Raw genomic sequence first — 21,500 nt, forward strand, 5'->3', positions numbered from 1 at the left:
CCTGGGGACCGACGATGGGGGTGTGAGCCTCTCGACGACCGCCCGCACCACCCTGACCCGTCTCCGCGAGCGCGCCCGCACCGACCGCGCCGACCTGCACGCGGTGCTCGACGCGGGGCTCGTCTGCCACATCGGCCTCGTCCGCGACGGCGCCCCCGTCGTGCTGCCCACCGGCTACGGCCGCATCGACGACACGGTCTACGTGCACGGCTCCACCGGCGCGGGGTGGCTCCGGATCGCCGACGGCGCCCCGGTCTGCCTGACCGTCACCCACGTCGACGGGATCGTGTACGCCCGCTCGGTGTTCCACCACTCGATGAACTACCGCAGTGCCGTGGTGCACGGACCGGCCCGGCTCGTCACCGACCCCGCGGAGAAGCTCGCGGGCCTGCGCGCCATCGTGGAACAGCTCTCGCCGGGGTCGTGGGAGCACGCCCGCGAGCCGGACCGGCGTGAGCTCGCCTCCACCGCGGTCTTCGCGATCGACCTCGGCGAGGCGAGCGTGAAGGTGCGCACCGGCCCGCCGAGCGACGACGAACCCGACATCGCCGCAGGCGGGCGCTGGGCCGGTGTGCTGCCGGTCCGCACGGTCTTCGGCGTGCCCGAGCCCGACCCGACACTGCCGTCGGAGGCCGCGGTACCCGCCCACGTGGCCGACCGCTGGCCGGGTTAACCGTTTGCTCCCGGCCCGTTCGCGGACGGATCGTGGCGGCATGTCCAGGACCGAGGTACGTCGCGATGACGGGGAGCTGATCGGGTTCGTCGAGCCCGGCCCTGACGGCGGCTGGCGGGCGCTGACGGTGTTCGGCGCCGAGCTGGCCACCGCACCCGACGAGGACGCCGCGACCGCCGAGGTCCGGGCGGTCGGGCTGGGCGTGCTCGCCGAGCGCTGGTGGTACCTCGACGGCGAGGAGTGGCTGCCCGCCGCGATCCAGGAGGCCGGGCCGGGGCGCGTCACCGCCGTGGTGGGCGACGGCGCCCATCTCGTCAACGCGGTCGGCAACCCCGACGCGGCCGTCCCGATCACGCTGACCGGCCCGGATGCTGCGCGGTTGCGGAGGCGACCTGCCTGACGAAGACCACCGGACCGGGTGACGTAACCTCGGCCCGCGTGGACGCCCCCTACCCGGCCGCCGAGCGCCTCGACCTGATCGAGGATCTGCACGGCCACCTCGTGGCCGACCCGTACCGGTGGCTCGAGGACCCGGACGACCCGCGTACGCGGGCGTGGGCGGCCGCGCAGGACGTGCTGACCCGCGAACACCTCGACCGGCTCCCCGGCCGCCAGGAGCTCACCACGAGGCTCACCGAGCTCCTGTCGGCCGGGTCGGTGTCGGCCCCGCTGTGGCGCGCCGGTCGTCGGTTCGCCACCCGCCGCGCGCCGGGGCAGGAGCACGCCGTGCTGCACGTCCGGGAGCCCGACGGGGACGAGCGGGTGCTGCTCGACCCCGTCGAGATCGACCCGACCGGGCGCACCACCCTCGACGGCTGGGTGCCCGACCTGGAGGGCAGGCTGCTGGCCTACCAGCTCTCCAGCGGCGGCGACGAGCACTCGGTGCTGCACGTCCTCGACGTCGCCACCGGGGAGGACGTCGAGGCGCCCATCGACCGGTGCCGCTACTCGGACGTCGCCTGGCTGCCGGGGGGCGAGGAGCTCGTCTTCGTGCGGATGGTGGCCGAGGACGAGGTGCCGGCCGGGGAGCAGGCGTTCCACCGCCGGATCTGGCGGCACCGGGTGGGCACGCCCGCCACGGCCGACGAGCTGGTCGACGGCCCCGGGCTCTACGAGGAGCACACCTACTACGGCGTGCACGTGTCGCGCGACGGCGGCTGGCTCGTGGTCACCGGCAACGTCGGCACGGCCCGGCGCGACAGCGTGTGGATCGCGGAGCTGAGCGACGGGGAGAAGATCCCTCCGCTCACACCGTTGCTGACCCAGGCCGACGACGTGCAGTGCCACGCGTGGGTCGACCGCGACGGCCTGCTGTACCTGCACACCACCGACGGCGCCCCGCGCTGGCGGCTCGCCGTCACCGACCCGCGCACGCCGGGGAGGGAGCACTGGCGCGACCTCGTCCCGGAGGACCCCGGTTCGGTGCTGCAGGCCGTGCGCCGCCTCGAACGGCCGGACGGGGCACCCCTGCTCGCGCTCGCGCGCGCCCGGCACGCGGTGGCGGAGGTCGCGCTGCACGACGCCGCCGACGGCACCCTGCACGCCACCGTCCCGCTGCCGGGCACCGGCTCCCTCACCGGCTTCTCGGTGGCCGACCGGGACACACCCGACGAGGCCGGTCGGCTGTGGCTCGGCTGGACCGACCTGGTCACGCCCCCTGAGGTGCACCGCTACGACCTCGCCACCGAGCTGACGGTCCGGGAGGAGGCGGCGCCGGGTGCGATCGACGTGCCCGCCGTGCGCACCGAGCACCGCGAGTTCACCTCGGCCGACGGCACGACCGTGCGGATGTTCGTCATCAGCCCGCCCGACGCGCCAGGCCCCCGGCCGGCGCTCGTCACCGGCTACGGCGGTTTCGGCATCAGCCGCGAGCCGGCCTACACCGCCTCGGCGCTTGCGTGGGTCGAGGCGGGCGGCACGTTCGCGCTGGTGTCCCTGCGCGGCGGCGGCGAGGAGGGCGAGGAGTGGCACCTCGCCGGGAACCGCGCCGACAAGCAGAACGTCTTCGACGACCTGCACGCCGCGGCCACCGCCCTCATCGACGCGGGCGACACCGCAGTCGACCGTCTCGCGATCATGGGCGGGTCCAACGGCGGCCTGCTCGTCGGCGCGGCGCTCACCCAGCGCCCCGAGCTCTACCGGGCGGTCGTCTGCTCGGCACCACTGCTGGACATGGTGCGATACGAGGAGTTCTCGCTCGGCCGCACCTGGAACGACGAGTACGGCACCGCCGCCGATCCCGAAGAGCTCGGCTGGCTGCTGGGCTACTCGCCCTACCACCACGTCGCCGACGACGTGGCCTACCCGGCCGTGCTCTTCACCGTGTTCGACTCCGACACGCGGGTCGACCCGCTGCACGCCCGCAAGATGTGCGCGGCGCTGCAGCACGCCACCACCGGCGACCCGCAAACCCGTCCGATCCTCATCCGCCGCGAGACCGACGTGGGCCATGGCGCCCGCGCGGTCTCCCGCAGCGTCGCGTTGGCGGTCGACCAGCTGTCCTTCCTCGCCGCACACACCGGTCTGGAGCTGTCGTGACCCCCGCTCCCCTGCCCCCCACTCCCCCTGCAGCCCTGCCCGCTGCCGCCGTACCCGACCAACCCACCTGCGCTGCCGACGCAGGCAGCTGGTGCTCGGAGTTCTACAAGTTGACCAACAGCGACTTCCTCGCCCGCTCCGCCGACACGATCGTCTCCACCTCGTTCAACGTGGCGCTGATCGTCGTGCTCTGCGTGGTGGCCAGGTTCCTGATCCACCGCACGATCAACCGCGTAGTCGACGGAGCCACCAGCTCGCGGCTCTCCCGCATCGTCGGCCGCGCGCCCGGGTTGCGCAACGGGAACGGGAACGGCCCCACGACCCCGCGCCGCGCCCAACGGGCCCGCACCATCGGCTCCGTGCTGCGCTCGATCAGCTCGACCGTCATCCTCACGGTCGGCTCGATCATGGTGCTCGCCGAGTTCGGCGTCGCGCTCGCCCCGATCCTCGCCTCGGCCGGGATCGTCGGTGTCGCGGTCGGGTTCGGAGCCCAGAACCTCGTCCGCGACTTCCTCTCGGGCATGTTCATGCTGCTGGAGGACCAGTACGGCGTCGGCGACATCATCGACGCCGGCGAGGCCAGCGGCGTCGTCGAGGCCGTCGGTCTCCGGATCACGACGCTGCGGGACCACCAGGGCACCGTCTGGTACGTCCGCAACGGCGAGATCCTGCGCGTCGGCAACAAGAGCCAGGGCTACGCCGTCGCGGTGATCGACCTGCCGCTCTCCCACGCCGCCGATATCCCCACGGCGAGCGCCATCGCCGAGCGCGCCGCCACCGAGCGGATCGCCGACAAGGACGTCGCCGACTCCGTGCTGGAACCGCCCGAGATGCTCGGGGTCGAGCGGGTCGGACCGGAGGGCGTCACGCTGCGCCTGACCGTCAAGGTCAAGCCCGGCGAGCAGTTCGCCGTCCAGCGCGCGCTCAACGCCGTCATCGCGGACGCCTTCGAGGACGCCAACGTCCCGCGCCCCACGGTCTTCCCGGCGTCGGACTCCCGGCCCTCGATGCCGTGAGGGGATGATGGAGCCGTGACCGATCCCCAGAACTTCTACGCCGAGGTCGGCGGAGCCCCGGTCTTCGAGAAGCTCGTCCGGCGGTTCTACGAACAGGTGGCCGAGGACGAGGTGCTGCGCCCCCTCTACCCCGAGGAGGACCTCGGCCCGGCCGAGGAGCGGTTGCGGCTGTTCCTCGAGCAGTACTGGGGCGGCCCGCGCACCTACTCGGACCAGCGCGGGCACCCCCGGCTGCGGATGCGGCACGCGCCGTTCAAGGTGGGGCCCATCGAGCGCGACGCCTGGCTGCGGTGCATGCGGGTGGCCGTCGACGACGCGGGACTGAGCCCCGCCCACCGCGACCAGCTGTGGCAATACCTCACCTACGCGGCCGCGAGTATGGTGAACAGCCCCTTCTGAGTCCACCAACTGCGCGAACTACTACCCGGTGTGACGGACAGCCCTCGCTCCGTCCCCGATAGCTTGGCAAGATTCTGCTCGTGCAGCGTCTACCCACCCCGCCGGCCCCGCCGGCTCCCGTCCCCCAGTGGTGGCGCGACGCTGTGGTGTACCAGATCTACGTCCGGTCCTTCTCCGACTCCGACGGCGACGGCATCGGTGACCTCGACGGCATCCGGGCCCGGCTCGGGTACCTCGAGCTGCTCGGCGTGGACGCCATCTGGCTCACCCCGTTCTACACCTCGCCGATGGCCGACCACGGCTACGACGTGGCCGACCCGCGCGACGTCGACCCGGTGTTCGGCGACCTCGCCGCGTTCGACCGCCTCATCGCCGACGCCCACGAGCACGGCCTGCGGGTCACGATCGACCTCGTCCCCAACCACACGTCCAGCGAGCACGAGTGGTTCCGCGCGGCGCTGGACAGCGCGCCGGGCAGCCCCGAGCGGGCCCGCTACCACTTCCGCCGCGGCCGCGGCCCGAACGGCGACGAGCCCCCGAACAACTGGCAGAGCGTCTTCGGCGGGCCTGCGTGGACCCGGGTGCAGGACCCGGACGGCAGCCCCGGCGAGTGGTACCTGCACCTCTTCGCACCCGAGCAGCCGGATCTGAACTGGACGAACCCGGAGGTGTGGGCCGACCTGGAGAAGACGCTGCGGTTCTGGCTGGACCGCGGCGTCGACGGGTTCCGGATCGACGTCGCCCACGGCATGAGCAAGCCGCCGGACCTCCCGGACGCCCGCGAGGACCGCGAGCCGTCCCACGACGGCGAGCGGTGGGCCGCGTCGGTCGTCGAGCCGGACCCGCGGTTCGACCACGACGACGTCCACGGCGTGCACCGGATGATCCGCGCGGTGCTCGACCACTACCCCGGCCGGCTCGTCGTCGGTGAGGTGTGGGTGGGCGACAGCGCCCGGTTCTCCCGCTACATGCGTTCAGACGAGCTGCACCTGGGCTTCAACTTCCGGCTGGTACGGGCGCCGTTCGAGGCGGCCGCGATCCGCACGGCGATCGAGCAGTCGCTCGCCGCCGTGGCCGGAGTGGGCGCGCCCGCGGCCTGGACCCTGTCCAACCACGACGTCTCCCGGCCCGTCACCCGCTACGGCGGTGGCGTCACCGGGCTGGCCCGAGCCAGGGCGATGGCCCTCGTGGAGCTGGCGCTGCCGGGGGTCGTCTACCTCTACAACGGCGAGGAGCTCGGCCTCCCCGACGTCGAGCTGCCCGACGAGACGCTGCAGGATCCGGTGTGGGAGCTCTCCGGCCACACCCGCCGGGGCCGCGACCGCTGCCGCGTGCCGATGCCCTGGGAAGGCAGCGCCCCGGGCTTCGGGTTCACCTCCGGGGACCCGTGGCTGCCGATGCCGCCCGACTACGGCAAGCTCGTCGCCGCCGAGCAGCTGGAGGACACCGCCTCCATGCTGTCGCTGGTGCGGCGGGCGATCGAGCTGCGCAACACCCACCCCGGCTTCGACGGGGAGGAGCTGGAGTGGTTCGGCGCTCCCGAGGGCTGCTTCGCGTTCCGCCGAGCGGGCACCACCCTCGTCTGCGCGCTGAACACCTCCACGGACGTGGTCCCGCTCCCGCCCGGCGAAGCCATCCTGGCCAGCGGACCCCTCACCGACGGCATGCTCCCCCCGGACACCGCCGCCTGGCTCGCCTGACACGGCGAGTCGGGCGTCCCGCTTCAGCCGACGAGCAGCGGGAGCGCGGTGATCCGCCGCCGGACGACGGCGCCGTAGCGGGCGTCCAGCCGCAGCCACGTGCCGGTGGCCGACACCCGGACCACGCCGGCGTCGGGACCGGTGTCGCCCAGGAACCCCATGCCGGACAGGGCGAACAAGCAGCGCAGCGGCACCTTCACCGCCGGCCGGGACTCCGCCGACACCGTGAGCACCGTCTGGTCCAGCAACGAAGCGGGCGGACCCATCGGTCCCGCGTTCTCGCGGGCGACGGAGAGCCCGCGCTCGGTGAGCCGTTCCAGCTCCGCGGCCGGCACGTCGTCGACCGGCTGCCAGCCCGTGGACGGCGGCAGCTCGCCCTGCCACAACCCACCCGTCCCCGGGTCCACGGTCTCGGCCCGCTCCACCGTGAGCGCGGTGAGCAGGCCCGCGGCGGGCATCGTGACGTCGGCCGGCTCCAGCGCGCCGTGCACGGTGCGGGTGGCGAGCACGTCGAACGGGGTGGCCGCCCACGCCGTCACCATGCCGTCGCCGGCCTGCAGCCGCACGAGCGCGGCCTGGTCGAGGCGCACCACCCGCGCGACGAAGGCGCCGAGATCGCCACGCTCGTCCGGGTCCGGCACCGTCAGCCGGGTCATGCCGCCCACCTCCCCAGGAACTCCCGCTCCTCCGGGGTGAGCCGCCGCGGCCGCTGGGAGGCCAGGTCGAACGTGGCGAGCCGCGTCTGGGCCGTGACGGCGACGGCGTCGCCCTCCTCCGGTCCGTCGTGCATCGCATAGCGGATGCGGAACGCCGCCGCCCGCATGTCGTCCACCGTCATCGCCACCCGCAGCCGCCGGGACCGGTAGGAGATCTGGCGTTTGTAGTCCACCGGCAGCTCCGTGACGAGCAGGCCGGTGGCGAACTTCGACACGCCCGCCGCCGCTGCCTCGTCGAAGACGAGCTGGATGCGCGCCTCCTCGAGAAGCGTCACGGCGACCGCGTGGTTGACGTGCTGGAAGACGTCCTGGTCGGTCCAGCGCACGGCGACATGAGCGACGAAGGGAGCCACGTCGTCCACTTTCTCAACCAGGGTCGGGAACGCTCTCAGCGGGCCAGGCCGCGCAGCTGCCGGGACACGACCGAGAGCGTGGCCAGGTCCAGCTGTCCCGCCTTGCCCACCTCCTGCAGGGCCGCACGGGCGCGGACCAGCCGGGAGGCGTTCGCCCTCTCCCACAGCGCGATCGCCTTGTCCACGGACGTGCCGGGGCCGGCCTCGCGCAGCGCGTCGAGGGTGATCGCCCGCAGCGACGCGTACAGGTCGTCGCGCAGGGCGAGCCGGGCGAGCGCGTGCCAGCGGTCGCCACGCTCCAGCGCGGTGACCGATGTGAGCGCCGTGTCGATGCCCAGGTGCTCGGACAGGCCGTAGTACAGGCCCGCGACCTCCTGCGGCTCTCGTGCCTCCCGGTCGCGCTCCGACAGCTCCGTGAGCTCGACGACGTCGAGCAGCCCGTAGCGGTACACGAGCGCGGCACTGTGCATCGCCGTCTCCGGCTCGATGCCGGTCGACCGCAGCTCGGCCGCCTTCATCTCGACGCCCGCCAGCTCGCGACCATGCAGGAACTGCGGCAGCGCCTCGCTCAGCTCCCGCACGGTGGACGCGAACCGGCTCACCTCTGCCCCGACCGCGAGCGGCTGCGGGCGGTTGGTGAGGAACCAGCGCGAGGCGCGGTCGAGCAACCGGCGCGACTCGAGCACGAGCTGGTCCGAGACGGCCGTGGGGATCCCCGGCGACCGCAGCTCCTCCCACAGCGCGCGCAGGTCGAACACGGCGGTGGTGACGGCGTAGGCCCGCAGCGCGTCGGCGGGGCCGGCCGAGAGCTCCTCGCCCAGCCGGAACGCATAAGTCATCCCGGCGCCGTCGACCATCTCGTTGACCAGCAGCGTCGTGACGATCTCGCGCCGCAGCGGGTGCTCGCGGACGGCGGCGGCGAACCGCTCGCGCACCGCGTGCGGGAAGTACTCCGGCAGCCGCGCCGCGAACGCGGCCACGTCGGGCAGGTCGGTGGCCAGCACCTGCGCCGTCAGGTCGAGCTTGGTGTGGGCCAGCAACGTGGCCAGCTCGGGGCTGGTGAGGCCGGTGCCGGCGGCCTCCAGCGCGGCGAAGCCGTCGACGCTGGGGAGCACCTCGATCTCGCGGTCGAGCCCGCGCCGCGTCTCGAGATCGGCCGCGAGGCGCGCGTGGACGCTGACCATCCCGGCGGCGTGCGCCCGCGCGATGCCCAGCACGGCGTTCTGGTCGCGGTTGTCGGCGAGGACGAGGTCGGCCACCTCGTCGGTCATCTCCAGCAGGACCGCGTTGCGGGCCTCCCGGTCGAGCTGACCGGCGGCGACCAGGCGGTCCAGCAGGACCTTGATGTTGACCTCGTGGTCGGAGCAGTCGACGCCCGCCGAGTTGTCGATCGCATCGGTGTTGATCTTCCCGCCGCGCCGGGCGAACTCGATGCGCCCGCGCTGGGTGAGGCCGAGGTTTCCGCCCTCACCGACGACCTTCACGCGTAACTCCGACGCGTCGGCGCGCACGGGGTCGTTGGCCTTGTCCCCCGCGTCGGCGTGCGTCTCGTCCGACGCCTTCACGTAGGTGCCGATGCCGCCGTTCCACAGCAGGTCGGCCGGGGCGCGCAGGATCGCCGCGATCAGCTCGGGCGGGCTCAGCCGGTCGACGCCATCGGCGATGCCCAGCGCCGCACGGATCTCCGGCCCGGTCGGCACCGACTTCGCCGTACGCGGCCACACCCCGCCGCCTCTGCTGATGACCGACCGGTCGTAGTCGTCCCAAGAGGACCGCGGCAGCGCGAACAGCCGCTCGCGCTCGGCGAAGCTCGCCGCGGCGTCCGGGTCCGGGTCGACGAAGACGTGCCGGTGGTCGAAGGCGGCGAGCAGCCGGATGTGCCGCGAGAGCAGCATCCCGTTGCCGAAGACGTCGCCGGACATGTCGCCGACGCCGACCACCGTGAACTCCTGGGTCTGGGTGTCGATACCCAGCTCCAGGAAGTGCCGCTTGACGCTCTCCCACGCGCCCTTGGCGGTGATGCCCATGGCCTTGTGGTCGTAGCCGACCGAACCGCCGGAGGCGAACGCGTCACCCAGCCAGAACCCGTACGACGCGGCGACGTCGTTGGCCACGTCCGAGAACTTGGCCGTGCCCTTGTCGGCCGCGACGACGAGGTAGGAGTCGTCACCGTCGTGGCGCACCACGTCCGGCGGCGGCACGGTCTCGGTGGCCCCGCCCTCTCCCACGACGAGGTTGTCGGTGACGTCCAGCAGGCCCGAGATGAAGGTCCGGTAGCAGAACTCGACCTCGTCGGGCCCGGCGTCGTCGCGCCGGACGATGAAGCCGCCCTTCGCCCCCACCGGGACGATCACCGCGTTCTTCACCGCCTGGGCCTTGACCAGGCCGAGGATCTCGGTGCGGTAGTCCTGCGGCCGGTCCGAGTACCGCAGACCGCCACGGGCGACCGGCCCGAACCGCAGGTGCACACCCTCCACCCGCGGCGAGTACACGAAGATCTCGAACTTCGGCCGGGGCGCGGGCATCCCGGGCACCTCGGCCGGGTTCAGCTTGAACGAGAAGAAGGCGCGCTCGCGGAACCAGTTGGTGCGAAGGGTCGCGGTCATCATCGCGAGGTAGCTGCGCAGGATCCGGTCGGCGTCCAACCCCGTGACGGCGTCGATCAGCCCACGCACCTCGGCGAGCGCGGCGAGCACCTCCCGCTCGCGCTCGGCGAGCCCGGGCTCGAACCGCGCGCGGAAGAGCGCCATCAGGGCCTTTGCGACGCCCGGGTGCGCGAGCAGCGTGTTGGCCATGTAGTTCGGCCCGTACGGGCTGCCCAGCTGGCGGGCGTAGCGGGCGTACGCACGCAGCACGGCGGCCTCGCGCCACGGCAGCCCGGCGCGGAGCACCAGCGCCGAGAACCGGTCGGACTCCGCGTCGCCGCGCCACGCCGCCCGGAAGGCCGTGCAGAACGCCTGCACGACCTGGGGATCGTCGAACGCCGCCCGGACGGACTCGTCGACCTTGATCCCGAAGTCGTAGAGGAAGCACCGCAGCCCGTCGGGCCGCGCGAACTCCGAAGGGCGCTCGTCCAGCACGTCGACGCCGAGCTGCTGCAGCAGCGGGAGCACCGCGGTGAGCGAGGCGGGCGCGCCCGCGAGGTAGAGGGTGAACCGCGGCTCGCTGTTCTCGACGTCGGCCATGTACATGCGGGTGTCGAACGCGCCCGTCTCGGACAGGGCCGCGATCCGGCGCAGGTCCTCGACAGCGTGCTGCGGGGCGACGGCGGCCTTGTACGGCTCGGGCACGCCGGGCAGGAGCGCGGCCACCCCGGCCGTGTCGGGCTGCGAGAGCAGCCGGTCGTCCCAGGTGCGGACGGCCTCGGTGAGCTCGTCCTGCAGCGCCGCCACGTCGACGTCACCGAACCCGGCGGCGTCCGGCTCGGCCAGGACCGTGAAGTGCACCATCGCGAGGCTCGACTCCGACAGCCGAACCGTGAACTCGACCTGCCTGCCACCCAGCCGACGCTGCAGCACGTCGGCCATCCGGATGCGGGCGTCGGTGGTGTAGCGGTCACGCGGCACGTAGACGAGGCACGAGACGAACCGGCGGTACGGGTCGGAGCGCAGGAACAGCCGCACGGCCCGGCGGCCGGCCACCGCGAGCACGCCGACCGCGGTGTCGTGCAGCCGCTGCTCGCCGACCGCGAACAGCTCCTCGCGCGGCAGCCCGGAGATCACCTCCAGCATGCGCTGCCCGGAGTACGACTCCAGCGGGAAGCCCGCCCGGTGGATCGCGTCGCGCACGCGCCGCTCGACAACCGGGATGTCCAGCACGCTCTCGTACAGCGCAGGCACGGTGAGCAGCCCGAGGAACCGGTGCTCCCCGACGAGCCGCCCGCTCGCGTCGAACGTGCGAATCGCGAGGTAGTACGGGTGCACGGGCCGCAGCGGGCTCGGCGCGCTGGCGCGCGTCATCACCAGCAGCTCGTCCTGGCCTTCGGCCTTGTCGACCTTCGGCGCGAACTTGCCGGCGATCGTCGAATGCTTCCGGAGCACGCCGAGACCCGACTCCGGTTCGGCGTGCATGTCGTCACCGCTGACCCGGTAGTGCTGGTACCCGAGGAACGTGAAGTGGCCGTCGGCGAGCCAGCGCAGCAGCTCCGCGACGTCGGCCGGGTTGGTGCCGTCGGACGCCGGGGAGCGGCTGGGCAGGTCGTCGGCAACCTGCCGCGCCCGCTGCACCATGGGTTCGGCGTCCTCGACGACCTCGCGGACGTCGCGCAGCACGCGCGCCAGCGCCTGCTCCAGCTCGGCCCGGTCGACGTCGCCGGGGGCGAGGTCGAGGTGGATCCACGACTCGACGAGTGCATCCGGGGGCGGTGCCGCCGGGTCCGCGTCGGTGAGCACGTCGGCGAGCTCGCCCGTGGGGCCGCGGCGCACCACGACGATCGGGTGGATCACCCGCTGCGTCTCGGAACCCGCCCGGGCCACGGCGGCCAGCAGCGACTCGACGAGGAACGGCATGTCGTCGGTGACGATCTCGACGACCGATCCCGCCTCGGTGCTCTCCTGCGGGTCCCGCACCCGGATCAGCGGCTCCCCGGCGGCCCGCACCCGCGCGAGCTGCAGGTGGCCGCGGGCCGCGCCGAGAAGCAGCGGCAGGTGGTCGCCGCGCTGGAGGTCCGGCGCGTGCCGCGCGTACAGCGCCCCCAGGTCGGCAAGGGCGGGGTCGGTCGGCTCGGGATCGGTAGCGGGCGACTCCGCCCACTCCCGGGTCCGGCTCGTCACAATTCAGCTCCGGGTCTCGCCGACGGCGTACTCACTCCGCCGCCGTGGGTCGCCCGCGGCCGGCGGGCTCACCGCCACCCTAGCCCTGCTCCACTCGCCCGAATCCCGCTCGTCGGCTCCGGCGCTCGGGCTCGCAACCCTGCGACTGCGAGCCTCCGCACCCCTGCGGTTGCGCCGATCTGGTGCGTGGCACTAGATCCCGCGGTAGGCCGCCAACGCCCCGGCCAGCAGGTCGGCGATCCCGAGCCCCTCCGTGGACTCCGCCCGGTCCGGCTCGCGACCGGCCCCCTCCCGGCCCTTCGCCGACACGGCGACCTGCTCCGGGGCGCGCTCTGCAGGGGCGGTGTCGCCGGCCTCGGCGCGCTTCGCGCGTCGCCCGGAACCGGCGCCGTTGCCGTTCGCCGCCCCGTTCCCGTTCGCGGCCGCGCCGTTCGCCGCCGTCCCGTTGGACGCCGTGCCGTTCGACGCCGTCCCGTTGGACGCCGTGCCCTTCGACACCGTCCCGTTCGAGCCGGTGCCGTTCACGCCCGTGCCCGACGGCGTGTCAGCGCTGCGGCGGCGAGCTGCGCGGCCGGATCCACCGGCTTTCACCGGTTCCTGCGCACTGCGCGCCCGCTCCGGCGTGTCGGAGCGGTGCCGCCGGCCCCGTTCACCGGCTTCATCGCTGCGCGGCGCGTCGTCCGCGGTGAGCGGCGCGGGATCGGGCTCCGGGTCGTCCCCCGAGAACGGCCAGCCCGCCGACGCGGCGGGGGCCGTCACTCCAGCCGGGTCCGAGTGGCGCTCCCCGAGGGGGCCGGCCCCTCGTTCCGGCCGACCCGCCCGCGCGGCCCGGAACTTCTGCCCGCGAGCCTCCGACACGGTGGCCGGGACCTCGGCCGACGGATCCGCCGTGCCGCGCTCCCGCCCTGCCGGGGCGAGCGGCTGCAGCAGCTGCGCTCCCACCGGGCCGTCGGCGTCGTGCACCGCCACGCGCAGCTGCGCTCCGGGAAGGTCCTCGGGGGCGAGGAACCCGTCCAGCAGCCCGGGCAGCGTGCGATGCATCCAGTCGGTGGCATCGGGCCGGCTCCAGCCCGCACGTGTGACGACGAGCGCGTCGGCGTCGGCGAACTGGGACCGAGCTCCGGCGGGGAGCCGGTCGGCGAGCAGATCGGCGACCGAGCGCACAACCGCCGCCGCGCGTCGGCCCGCGAAGCGCCTGCCGTCGCGCGCGATGTCGACGACCACGGAGCACCCGTCGTCGGAGGCCGCCGGCTCGTCGACCCGGGCGGGCCCGCTGACCCCGATGCCGCTGAGTGCGCGATCGAGCTCCGCGAGCGCCGACTGCAACCAGCCGTCGGAGTCGTCCGAGGTGCCGGACGACGTCGGGGCCGCGATCGGTTCCGCATCCCCGCGCCGGTCGGCGCCGCGCAGATCCGGGCCCTTCACGTCCGACTCCGGCGTCCACGAATCGACAGCCGCCGGTTCCTGCCGTCGCCGCGCACCGCCGCCCCGCGTGCTCCGGGACCGGTCGCCCTCGCCGTCCTCGGAAGCGTCGAGGCTCCCGGCGCGACCGTGCCGTCCGCGAGCGGTGCGGGCATCAGCGCGGTCGGCGGGCTCGTCGTCGCCGTGGCGGGAACGCCGCTGGGTGGGCTCGGACTGCCGTGTCGGGTCCGACGGGGTGTCGTCCCTCTCCGCACCGGCGCGGCGGGAGCGTCTGCGGTCGGTGTCGCCCGACCGCCCTCGGCGGCGCGTGGGCGACTCCTCGTCGCCCGCACGGTCTGCGTCGAGCTTCGGCATCCAGCCGGACGAGGTGCCAGGCTCCTCCGAGCGCCGTGCCGACCCACCGACGGACTTGCCGTTGCGCCGCGCCGAGCCGTTCTCTGCCGGCTCGGTCGGATCGGTGCGGAAGCTCCGGATCAACAGGTCGCCGATCGGCGAGTCGCCCGAGGAACCGTTCCACGGCACGGCGTCCCACGCGGTCGACGGCTCGTCGGGGGCGGCCGGCTCGGCCTCGGCGGGCGCGGGCTCCTCGAGCAGCCGCTCGAACCGCGACTTCCCCCGCTCCCGGTCCTCGCCCCGGTTCGCCCTGAGCTTCCGGTCGCCACGCGTGATCGCAGGCAACACCGTGGTTGCCTCGGAGCTCGCCCGTGCAGTGTCCGCCGGTGCAGTGTCTGCCGGTGCCGCGCTTGCGGGCGCAGTGCTGTTCGCTCCGGCCCGCGAGGTGGAAGACCCCTGCCGTTCCCGGTGCCGCTTCGGCTGCTCGGGCTCGACCGGTCGCTCGGTGGGCGGCGCTGTGGGCAATGCAGTGGGCAGCTCGGCGGGCAGCTCGGCCAGCGCGGCCAGGAAGCGACGGGACCGGCCACGGTCGCGGCGTTCGGCGCCGACGGCGAGCTGCAGCGCCGCGAGAGCGGTGTCGAGCCGCCCCGCCTGCTCGTGCAATGCGCCGAGGGCCGTGCGGCAGACCGCCTCGAGGTCTGGCACATCGCTTCCCGCGGCGGCCTCGGCGGCCTGCTCGAGCAGCTCCGCAGTGTCTGCGCGGGCGTCCTCGGCGGCGAGCACCCTCGTGACAGTGAGCCTCAACAGCGCCAGCTGCCGGGTGGGACGCGCCTGCTCCGAGAGGCGGGGCAGCAACGCACCGCAGCCCTCGCGTGCCTCGGTGAGCCGCCCGGCGTCCAGCAGCGCGGAGATCCACTCCGCCGCGAGCGCGGCAGCGAGGTGGCCCGAGGCGTTGCCTGCGCCTGCGCGGGCACGCTCCAGCCGGGCGAGCCCGTCGGCCGCGTGGTCGACGGCGGCCGCCGACCGCCCCGCACGGCGCTCCACGACGGCCCGCACGAGGGCCACCGATGCACCGCCGAGCTCGCCCGCCGTGCCGCCGACCGCGGCCCACGCGGCGTCGGCTGAGTCGAGCGCCGCCGCCACCTCGTCGGGCGCGTCCTCGACGGCGCACCGGGCGTGGGCGCAGAGGAGGTCGGCGGTGAGCTCGGGGTCACCGTCGTCGGCCTGCACCCCGGCGAGGAGCCTGCGGGCGAACTCGACCTCGCCGGCGCCCGCCGCCACCATCGCCAGCTCGATCCGGAGGCGACGGGCCGCGGCGCCGGTGAGCGCCTCGCTGCCCCACTGCGGCAAGGCTGCGAGCACCCCGCACGCGGTCTCACGTCCGTCGCCGGTGGCGGTCCGTGCGTGCACGGCCCACCCCGCGGCGTCCAACCACCGGTCCTGCTGGCCGGCGGCGGACGCCTCCTCGAGCACGTGGTCGGCCAGCTCGGCCGTGAGGTCGGGGCGAGCCCACCGGAGAGCCGCAGCAGCCTCAACGAGGTCTGCGTTCACCCGTGGTACTGCCCCGATCACTCGGCCTTCGGCACGCGTCGACCCCACGTGACCTCCTGAAGTGCCGGGATCCGCCTCCCGAGCCGGTAGAGATCACCAGCCGGGGGATGCATAGCTCTCAGTCGCGAGTCAGCTTACGGTGCGTCACTCGGTGCGGTCGCGCCGCCTCCGCACCCATGCGTTCGATCTTGTTGCGTTCGTACGCCTCGAAGTTGCCCTCGAACCAGAACCACGAGGCCGGGTTCTCGTCGCTACCTTCCCACGCCAGGATGTGGGTGACGACGCGGTCCAGGAACCAGCGGTCGTGCGAGATCACCACGGCGCAGCCCGGGAACTGCTCCAGCGCGTTCTCCAACGAACCGAGCGTCTCGACGTCGAGGTCGTTGGTGGGCTCGTCGAGCAGGATCAGGTTTCCGCCCTGCTTGAGCGTGAGCGCCAGGTTCAGGCGGTTGCGCTCGCCGCCGGACAGGACGCCCGCCGGCTTCTGCTGGTCCGGCCCCTTGAACCCGAACGCCGCCACGTACGCCCGCGAGGGCATCTCGACGTTGCCGACCTTGATGTGGTCGAGCCCGTCGGAGACGACCTCCCAGACCGTCTTCTTCGGGTCGATCCCGGACCGGTTCTGGTCGACGTACGACAGCAGGACCGTCTCGCCGACGCGGACCGTGCCGGAGTCCGGCTCCTCGAGCCCGACGATCGTTTTGAACAGCGTGGTCTTGCCCACGCCGTTCGGACCGATCACGCCGACGATGCCGTTGCGGGGCAGCGAGAACGACAGGTCCTTGATGAGGACCCGGCCGTCGAAGCCCTTGTCGAGGTGGTCGACCTCGACCACGACGTTGCCCAGCCGCGGCCCCGGCGGGATCTGGATCTCCTCGAAGTCGAGCTTGCGGTACTGCGCGGCCTCGGCGGCCATCTCCTCGTAGCGCTGCAGCCGGGCGCGGCTCTTCGCCTGCCGGGCCTTCGCCCCCGACCGGACCCACGCGAGCTCGGAGACGAGTCGCTTCTGCAGCTTGGCGTCCTTGCGCCCCGTGACGGCGAGGCGCTCGGCCTTCTTCTCCAGGTAGGTGGAGTAGTTGCCCTCGTAGCCGATGGCCCGGCCCCGGTCGAGCTCCATGATCCACTCGGCGACGTTGTCGAGGAAGTACCGGTCGTGGGTGACCGCGAGGATGGCGCCGGGGTAGCTCGCGAGGTGCTGCTCCAGCCACAACACGCTCTCCGCGTCGAGGTGGTTGGTGGGCTCGTCGAGCAGCAGGAGGTCGGGCTTGCTCAGCAGCAGCTTGCACAGCGCGACCCGGCGCCGCTCCCCGCCGGACAGCTGGCTGACCGGAGCATCCGGCGGCGGGCACCGCAGAGCGTCCATCGCCTGATCGAGCTGGGAGTCGAGCTCCCACGCGTCGTTGTGGTCGAGGATCTCCTGGAGCCGGCCCATCTCCTCCATCAGCTCGTCGGAGTAGCCCGTGGCCATCTCCTCGGCGATCTGGTTGTAGCGATCGAGCTGCTGCTTGATCTCGCCGAGGCCCTCCTCCACGTTGCCGAGGACCGTCTTCTCCTCGTTCAGCGGCGGCTCCTGCTGGAGGATGCCGACCGTGGCGCCAGGGGCCAGGATCGCGTCGCCGTTGTTCGGGTGCTCGAGGCCGGCCATGATCTTGAGCACGGTCGACTTGCCGGCGCCGTTCGGCCCGACAACGCCGATCTTCGCTCCGGGCAGGAAGTTCAGAGTGACGTTGTCGAGGATGACCTTGTCGCCATGGGCCTTGCGGACCCTTTGCATGCTGTAGATGAACTCCGCCACGTGACGATGGTAGTTCCGCCCCGTCGCGCACCGACGGCCGCCTCACCGGCCAGCACACGTGGCCGAGGATCGCCCTCTGCGCCGCCGGATACACCGCTGCCGGGCCGCTGCGGCTCGCCCGACGGCCCGGTGGGTGCGCCGGACGGGCCGCCCGTGCCCGGCGGAGCATCGGCTGCGGCCGCCCTCGAGCGCGTGACAACGGCGGTGGACCACCGGAGATCCGGCCCGACCGCCCCCGCACTGATCTCCAGCCGGCGCTCTACGCGGCCGTCACGCTCGAAGCTCGGGTTGACCAGCTTCCCGTGCACGATGACCGGATCGCCCACGCGCAGCGACAGGAGCACGTTCTCCGCGAGCTGCCGCCAGCAGGTGACCGTGAGGTAGACCGGGTCCGCCTCGCTCCACTCCGCTGCCGCACGGTTGAAGAACCGCTCCGTGCTCGCGATCCGGAACCGCGCACCCACCCCGTTCTTCGACGAAAGCCGCTCGGGCTTGGTGGCGATTCGGCCCGGCACCGTGACCTGGATTGCGTTCATCGTTGCGCTCCTCGCCCTCGTGTCCGGTGACCCGTCGGGCCACCCACGTCGAGCGTGCGTGATCCGCGGGGAGGACACGAGGCCCGCGTCGGAACTGTGGATGGCCGAGGTGCGAGGTGGACAACTCCGGTCGGCGCGACAGGTCTTGTCGGTATCCCGTGCAAGACTCGAGAAAAACAAAAGTGGGCCCCCGCCTGCTGGCGGGGGCCCACTGAACGTTGAATGTCGGCGGCGACCTACTCTCCCACACCCTAACGAGTGCAGTACCATCGGCGCTGGAGGGCTTAGCTTCCGGGTTCGGGATGGGACCGGGCGTTCCCCCTCCGCCAAAACCACCGACAACACTATCAAATTATATGAAACCATAGTGGATGCGCCAAAATGAACGTAGCTGTGCGCTCAGGGTCGCATAGTGGATGCAAACAACTTGCTGTGAACAAGCCCTCGGCCTATTAGTACCAGTCAACTCCACCCATTGCTGGGCTTCCATCTCTGGCCTATCAACCCAGTGGTCTGCTGGGGGCCTTAACCACGCAAGGTGGTGGGAGACCTCATCTTGGAACGAGCTTCCCGCTTAGATGCCTTCAGCGGTTATCCCTTCCGAACATAGCCAACCAGCCATGCCCCTGGCGGGACAACTGGCACACCAGAGGTTCGTCCGTCCCGGTCCTCTCGTACTAGGGACAGCCTTCCTCAAGTCTCCTGCGCGCGCGGCGGATAGGGACCGAACTGTCTCACGACGTTCTAAACCCAGCTCGCGTACCGCTTTAATGGGCGAACAGCCCAACCCTTGGGACCTACTCCAGCCCCAGGATGCGACGAGCCGACATCGAGGTGCCAAACCATGCCGTCGATATGGACTCTTGGGCAAGATCAGCCTGTTATCCCCGGGGTACCTTTTATCCGTTGAGCGACACCCCTTCCACCAGGAGGTGCCGGATCACTAGTCCCGACTTTCGTCCCTGCTCGACCTGTCAGTCTCACAGTCAAGCTCCCTTGTGCACTTACACTCGACACCTGATTGCCAACCAGGCTGAGGGAACCTTTGGGCGCCTCCGTTACACTTTGGGAGGCAACCGCCCCAGTTAAACTACCCACCAGGCACTGTCCCTGAACCAGATCATGGCCCGAGGTTGAGACACCCAATTCGACCAGAGTGGTATTTCAACAACGACTCCACCATCACTGGCGTGACAGCTTCACAGTCTCCCACCTATCCTACACAAGCCGAACCGAGCACCAATACCAAGCTGTAGTAAAGGTCCCGGGGTCTTTCCGTCCTGCCGCGCGTAACGAGCATCTTTACTCGTAGTGCAATTTCGCCGAGTCTGTGGTCGAGACAGCGCCCAAGTCGTTACGCCATTCGTGCAGGTCGGAACTTACCCGACAAGGAATTTCGCTACCTTAGGATGGTTATAGTTACCACCGCCGTTTACTGGCGCTTAAATTCTCCGCTTCGCCCCGAAGAGCTAACAGGTCCTCTTAACGTTCCAGCACCGGGCAGGCGTCAGTCCGTATACATCGTCTTGCGACTTCGCACGGACCTGTGTTTTTAGTAAACAGTCGCTTGGGCCTGGTCTCTGCGGCCGGCTGCCCCTAGCCCGCAAAGGGCTTCAGAGCCTCCGGCCCCCCTTCTCCCGAAGTTACGGGGGCATTTTGCCGAGTTCCTTAACCACAGTTCACTCGATCGCCTCGGTATTCTCTACCTGACCACCTGTGTCGGTTTAGGGTACGGGCCGCAACAGCACTCGCTAGAGGCTTTTCTCGGCAGCATGGGATCATCCTACTTCGCCTCAATCGGCTACGCATCACCTCTCACCCTTGATGACATGCGGATTTACCTACATGTCGGGCTACAGGCTTACACCAGGACTACCACCGCCTGGCGGGACTACCCTCCTGCGTCACCCCATCGCTTGCCTACTACCGGATCGGGCCCCACGCTCCCCCAACAAGCCAGCCCGAAGGCCAGCAAGCGGGTTCGGATGGTTAGCATCACCGGCCTCGGCACGGGCGCACTGTCACAGGCACGGGAATATCAACCCGTTGTCCATCGACTACGCCTGTCGGCCTCGCCTTAGGTCCCGGCTCACCCTGGGCGGATTAACCTGGCCCAGGAACCCTTGGTCATTCGGCGGCAGAGGTTCTCACTCTGCATTCGCTACTCATGCCTGCATTCTCACTCCCACACCCTCCACGACTCCCTCACAGGGCCGCTTCACCGGATGCAGGACGCTCCCCTACCCAACACCACGACTACACAACTCCCCCGAAGAGGAGAAGCGGATCTAATGTGGCATTGCCACGGCTTCGGCGGTGCGCTTGAGCCCCGCTACATTGTCGGCGCAGGACCACTTGACCAGTGAGCTATTACGCACTCTTTAAAGGGTGGCTGCTTCTAAGCCAACCTCCTGGTTGTCTGGGCGATCCCACATCCTTTCCCACTTAGCGCACGCTTAGGGGCCTTAGCCGGTGATCTGGGCTGTTTCCCTCTCGACTACGAAGCTTATCCCCCGCAGTCTCACTGCCGCGCTAGAAATACCGGCATTCGGAGTTTGGCTGAGTTCAGTAAGCTTGTCGGCCCCCTAGCCCATCCAGTGCTCTACCTCCGGCATCCACCACGCGACGCTGCACCTAAATGCATTTCGGGGAGAACCAGCTATCACGGAGTTTGATTGGCCTTTCACCCCTACCCACAGCTCATCCCCCAGGTTTTCAACCCTGGTGGGTTCGGGCCTCCACGACGTCTTACCGTCGCTTCACCCTGGCCATGGGTAGATCACTCCGCTTCGGGTCTACACCCCGCGACTACACGCCCTATTCAGACTCGCTTTCGCTACGGCTACCCCACACGGGTTAACCTCGCCACGAAGCATAACTCGCAGGCTCATTCTTCAAAAGGCACGCCATCACTTCGAAAAGCTCTGACGGCTTGTAGGCACACGGTTTCAGGTACTATTTCACTCCCCTCCCGGGGTACTTTTCATCTTTCCCTCACGGTACTAGTCCGCTATCGGTCATCAGGGAGTATTTAGGCTTACCGGGTGGTCCCGGCAGATTCACAGCAAATTCCACGAGCTCGCTGCTACTCGGGAACAACGTCCATGACACGTGCGGCGTTTTCGCGTACGGGGCTCTCACCCACTACGGCGACCCTTTCCAGAAGTCTTCCACTAACACCACACAACACCATCTGGAGCTCGGCAGAACCCCAACGACGAAATCCCACAACACCCCAGCCGCAACGCCTGCCGGCTTGACACGACCGAGGTTTAGCCTCATCCGCTTTCGCTCGCCACTACTCACGGAATCACGGTTGTTTTCTCTTCCTGTGGGTACTGAGATGTTTCACTTCCCCACGTTCCCCCTCATACCCTATGTATTCAGGCATGAGTGACACCCCATGACGGGTGCCGGGTTTCCCCATTCGGAAATCCTCGGATCACAGCTCGGTTGACAGCTCCCCGAGGCCTATCGCGGCCTCCCACGTCCTTCATCGGCTCCTGATGCCTAGACATCCACCATGTGCCCTTAAACACTTATTCACAACAAGATGCTCGCATCCACTATGCAACACTCAACGCACAACCACACCCCGGTCGGGTTCGACCATCACCACCCCAACCAATGTGAGGCGTTAGACGATCAGACCGGGAGCTGAGCAAACACCAGCAAGGTGTCTCCTCAGGACCCAAC

12 protein-coding genes and 2 rRNA genes are annotated in these 21,500 nt (G+C 70.8%); 6 read left to right on the top strand and 8 right to left on the bottom strand.

What is annotated here, in order from left to right; genetic code table 11:
* The first annotated feature begins 22 nt into the window (after positions 1-22).
* The 6 genes from FB388_RS25500 to FB388_RS25525 all read left to right on the top strand — a co-directional run bounded on the left by FB388_RS25500 (position 23) and on the right by FB388_RS25525 (position 6,326).
* On the top strand, positions 23-673 hold the full coding sequence (locus FB388_RS25500) for a pyridoxamine 5'-phosphate oxidase family protein (RefSeq protein WP_142104692.1): 651 nt from the start codon (positions 23-25) through the stop codon (positions 671-673).
* A 40-nt stretch (positions 674-713) separates the two neighbouring features.
* On the top strand, positions 714-1,073 hold the full coding sequence (locus tag FB388_RS25505; protein WP_142104693.1) for a hypothetical protein: 360 nt from the start codon (positions 714-716) through the stop codon (positions 1,071-1,073).
* A gap of 38 nt (positions 1,074-1,111) precedes the next feature.
* The gene (locus FB388_RS25510) at positions 1,112-3,211 is read left to right on the top strand and encodes a prolyl oligopeptidase family serine peptidase (RefSeq protein ID WP_142104694.1); all 2,100 of its coding nucleotides are present in this window, start codon (positions 1,112-1,114) and stop codon (positions 3,209-3,211) included.
* Complete coding sequence (locus FB388_RS25515; RefSeq protein ID WP_246122395.1) at positions 3,208-4,227, top strand: mechanosensitive ion channel family protein; 1,020 nt, start codon at positions 3,208-3,210, stop codon at positions 4,225-4,227. The genes FB388_RS25510 and FB388_RS25515 overlap by 4 nt, the downstream gene beginning before the upstream one ends.
* A 15-nt stretch (positions 4,228-4,242) precedes the next feature.
* The gene (locus tag FB388_RS25520; protein WP_142104695.1) at positions 4,243-4,626 is read left to right on the top strand and encodes a globin; all 384 of its coding nucleotides are present in this window, start codon (positions 4,243-4,245) and stop codon (positions 4,624-4,626) included.
* An 80-nt stretch (positions 4,627-4,706) separates the two neighbouring features.
* Positions 4,707-6,326: a glycoside hydrolase family 13 protein gene (locus FB388_RS25525; protein WP_142104696.1), complete on the top strand. Its 1,620-nt coding sequence runs from the start codon at positions 4,707-4,709 to the stop codon at positions 6,324-6,326.
* 23 nt (positions 6,327-6,349) lie between these two features.
* Here the strand turns inward: FB388_RS25525 and FB388_RS25530 are convergent, their stop codons facing one another.
* The 8 genes from FB388_RS25530 to FB388_RS25565 form a co-directional block, all read right to left on the bottom strand.
* Positions 6,350-6,982 carry a DUF8185 domain-containing protein gene (locus FB388_RS25530; protein ID WP_142104697.1) on the bottom strand — a complete coding sequence of 211 codons (633 nt, stop codon included), beginning with the start codon at positions 6,980-6,982 and terminating at the stop codon, positions 6,350-6,352.
* Positions 6,979-7,395, bottom strand: a complete 417-nt coding sequence (locus FB388_RS25535) for an acyl-CoA thioesterase (protein WP_142104698.1) — start codon at positions 7,393-7,395, stop codon at positions 6,979-6,981. The genes FB388_RS25530 and FB388_RS25535 overlap by 4 nt, the downstream gene beginning before the upstream one ends.
* Before the next feature lie 35 nt (positions 7,396-7,430).
* Entirely contained in the window at positions 7,431-12,167 is a 4,737-nt protein-coding gene (locus tag FB388_RS25540) for an NAD-glutamate dehydrogenase (RefSeq protein ID WP_246122398.1), read from the bottom strand.
* Positions 12,168-12,359: 192 nt separating this feature from the next.
* Positions 12,360-15,473, bottom strand: coding sequence for a hypothetical protein (locus tag FB388_RS39600; protein WP_170225826.1), 3,114 nt, complete (start codon positions 15,471-15,473; stop codon positions 12,360-12,362).
* A 118-nt stretch (positions 15,474-15,591) separates the two neighbouring features.
* Positions 15,592-17,268 carry an energy-dependent translational throttle protein EttA gene (gene ettA, locus FB388_RS25550; RefSeq protein WP_142104700.1) on the bottom strand — a complete coding sequence of 559 codons (1,677 nt, stop codon included), beginning with the start codon at positions 17,266-17,268 and terminating at the stop codon, positions 15,592-15,594.
* Positions 17,190-17,804: a single-stranded DNA-binding protein gene (locus FB388_RS25555; RefSeq protein WP_142104701.1), complete on the bottom strand. Its 615-nt coding sequence runs from the start codon at positions 17,802-17,804 to the stop codon at positions 17,190-17,192. The genes ettA and FB388_RS25555 overlap by 79 nt, the downstream gene beginning before the upstream one ends.
* A 223-nt stretch (positions 17,805-18,027) precedes the next feature.
* Positions 18,028-18,144: ribosomal RNA gene (gene rrf, locus FB388_RS25560) — 5S ribosomal RNA — on the bottom strand.
* Between the two features lie 92 nt (positions 18,145-18,236).
* Positions 18,237-21,349, bottom strand: a 23S ribosomal RNA gene (locus FB388_RS25565).
* Positions 21,350-21,500 lie beyond the last annotated feature (151 nt).

This window comes from Pseudonocardia cypriaca, assembly GCF_006717045.1.
Classification (GTDB): Bacteria; Actinomycetota; Actinomycetes; order Mycobacteriales; family Pseudonocardiaceae; genus Pseudonocardia; species Pseudonocardia cypriaca.